Annotated in this window: 4 protein-coding genes; 1 reads left to right on the forward strand and 3 read right to left on the reverse strand. The window is 60.3% G+C overall.

What is annotated here, in order from left to right; genetic code table 11:
* Positions 1-379: FapA family protein (locus tag F8J34_RS09105; RefSeq protein ID WP_297058643.1), on the forward strand; the 379-nt coding region annotated here is incomplete at its 5' end.
* Here F8J34_RS09105 and F8J34_RS09110 read toward each other — a convergent pair.
* From F8J34_RS09110 to F8J34_RS09120, 3 genes are all read right to left on the reverse strand, one after another.
* On the reverse strand, positions 365-1,216 hold the full coding sequence (locus tag F8J34_RS09110) for a ParB/RepB/Spo0J family partition protein (RefSeq protein WP_297058646.1): 852 nt from the start codon (positions 1,214-1,216) through the stop codon (positions 365-367). The genes F8J34_RS09105 and F8J34_RS09110 overlap by 15 nt on opposite strands.
* Entirely contained in the window at positions 1,194-1,958 is a 765-nt protein-coding gene (locus F8J34_RS09115) for a ParA family protein (protein ID WP_297058649.1), read from the reverse strand. Before F8J34_RS09115 ends, F8J34_RS09110 begins: the two co-directional genes overlap by 23 nt.
* The coding region (locus tag F8J34_RS09120) for an ATP-binding protein (RefSeq protein ID WP_297058651.1) at positions 1,955-2,788 on the reverse strand (834 nt) is incomplete at its 5' end. The genes F8J34_RS09115 and F8J34_RS09120, both read right to left, overlap by 4 nt.

Genomic DNA, 2,788 nt, shown 5'->3' on the forward strand with positions numbered 1-2,788 from the left:
GGAGATAGAACGCCTCAAAGAAGAACTGGTCCTTCTGGATGAAGCCACCGAAAAGTTACACCAGGCCCTGAGCCTGGGGCTCAAACTCAAAAAAGAAGGGCGCCTCACCCCGGACAAGGCCCGGCTCTTAAGCAAGATCCAGAAGGTCTTTCGGGAAAAGGTCCTGGCCCAGGCCAATCTTCAGGAAAAAATCAAAGAGAAAGAAGAAGCCCTTCAGGCCTATACCCAGCATACCCTTAAGGTCCTGGATCGGGTCTATCCGGGGGTACGGATCGCCATCGGACGTTACGAATACGAGGTCCGCAAGGAAATTCCCGGTCCGGTGGAATTTTTCCTGGAAGGAAAGACGGTGAAGAGCCGGCCCTTAGAGGGAAAATAGGCGTCGCAGGGCCTCCACGAAGCGCTCCGCGGTTTCCAGGTCGTCGAAATCGAAGCGGAACCGGGGCCCCCTACGTCCCATCTCTATCTTTACCTTTCCTCCGCACCAGCGGGAAAGTTCCGTGGCCAGGGCCTCCAGATCCGGATCCGGAGGGGCCTTTTTCCGCCCGGGGCGCCCCTCCTTCAGTCGTCGTACCAGACGTTCCGTTTCCCTTACCGAAAGGCCCCGGCGGAGGATCTCCTGGCGGGCGGTGAGGATCAACTCCTGGTCTTCCAGGGACAGAAGGGCCCGGGCGTGACCGGCCGAAAGCCTCCCCTCCCATAGATCCTCCTGCACCTCCGGGGGGAGCCGGAGTAGTCGTAAGGAATTGGCTATGGTGGAACGATCCCGTCCCACCTTGCGGGCTATTTCTTCCTGGGAATAACCGAACTCCTCCTGAAGGCGTCGATACCCCTCGGCCTCCTCCAGGGGGTTGAGATCCTCCCGCTGCAGGTTTTCGATCAGGGCCACGGCCAGGGCTTCTTCGTCTGAAAGATGCTTTACCAGTACCGGAATCTCGGAAAGACCGGCCATTTTGGCCGCCCGTAAACGTCGTTCTCCGGCCACCAGTTCATAGGTCTCCGGGGCTATCTCGCGTACCAGAAGCGGCTGAAGGATCCCCCGGTCCCGGATGGAGCGAGCCAGTTCCTCCAGTTCAGCCGGATTGAACCTTTTTCGGGGCTGAAAGGGTGAGGGCAGGATGCGCTCCAGGGGAACGGTGCGCAGTTCTCCCTCGGTTTCGGGAAGAAGGGCCGCCAGCCCCCTTCCCAGGCGTTTACGGGTTCTTTTCTCGGGCACGACGTTTTACCTCCTCACCCAGTCTGCGAAAGGCCTCTGCCGCCCGCCCTCTCGGATCATAAACGGTTATGGGCTGACCGTGACTGGGAGCCTCGCTCAAACGCACGGTACGGGGAATAAGGGTCTCAAACACCGTCCAGCGAAAGTGACGCCGGGCTTCCTCCGCCACTTCCCGCGAGAGACGATTGCGACCATCGAACATGGTAAGAACGATACCAAAGAGGAACAAGCGGGCATTAAGTCCCTCCCTGATGCGACGCAGGGTCTTTATGAGGAGGGACAGGCCCTCCAGAGCATAATACTCGCACTGAAGGGGTATGACCACCCCCTCGGCCGCACACAGGGCGTTTACCGTAAGAATACCCAGGGAAGGCGGACAATCTAGGAGGATGAAATCGTATTCTGCGGCCAGGGATTCCAGGATCCCCCGCACCAGGAGTTCCCGGTGGGGGAGATCGAGGAGTTCCACTTCCCCTCCAGCCAGATCGGCGGAAGAGGGAAGCAGATCCAGCCCGAAAGGGGTAGAAATCAGGATCTCCCGGCCGGAGCGTTCGCCACAAAGGGCCGCATAAAGGCTGCGGGAAGCCGACACCCGGACTCCCAGGCCGCTGGAGGCGTTGGCCTGGGGGTCCAGATCCACCAGAAGGACCCGTTCCCCGCTTTCGGCCAGAGCCGCAGCCAGATTGACCGCCACGGTGGTCTTACCCACCCCACCTTTTTGGTTAGCCAGGGCCAGGATCATGACCGGAGATGCCTGCGCAGGAGTTCGGTGAGTTCCTCAAGGGTATAGGGCTTGCGCAGCAGACCATCGAAGGGTTCGATGGCCTCCGAGCCCTCCAGAGAATAGCCGGTGGAGAGGATCAGACGGGGGCGGGGCTGCCGATCCTTAAGTCTTTCTGCTACCCAGCGGGCCCCCTTGCCTCCGGGGACGGTAAGATCCAGCAGCAGGAGGTCAAAGGGACGCCCCTCGGAAAGGGCTTTTTCGTATTTGGCCAGGGCCTCCGGGCCGTTTTCCGCGGTTTCCACCTCCACCCCCAGGTACCCCAGGGCCTCGGCCAAAAGGAGCCGTATGGGCTCCTCGTCGTCCATCACCAGCACCCTTCCGGAAAACTTCCGGGATTCAATCGGGGTTTCCGGAGAAGGAATTTCTTTCTCGCCGGACTTCTCGGCCGCCGGAAGACGAATCCGGAAGGTGGTCCCTTCCCCCGGAAAAGAAAAGACCTCGATCTCGCCGCCGTAACGCTCCACCACGCTCTTGACCACCGCCAGCCCCAGACCGGTCCCCGCGGGTTTGGTGGTTAATCCAGGCTCAAAGATGCGCGACTGAACCTCCCGGGGGATGCCCGGCCCGGTATCCCTTATCACCAGAACCACCTCCCCGTCCTGATACTCGGCCTGAATAAATATATCCCCTCCCTGGGGCATGGCCTCCAGGGCATTGAGGATCAGGTTCTGGATCATCTGTGCGAAGTGGGAGCTGTCCATCCGTAAAGGAGGAATGCCCTCCGGGATCTCCAGATGTACCCGCACCGAGGAGCCGTGCACCAGAAAGGAGACCAGTTCCTTGAGAAA

It is taken from the genome of Thermosulfurimonas sp. (assembly GCF_015491435.1).
Taxonomy (GTDB): domain Bacteria; phylum Desulfobacterota; class Thermodesulfobacteria; order Thermodesulfobacteriales; family Thermodesulfobacteriaceae; genus Thermosulfurimonas_A.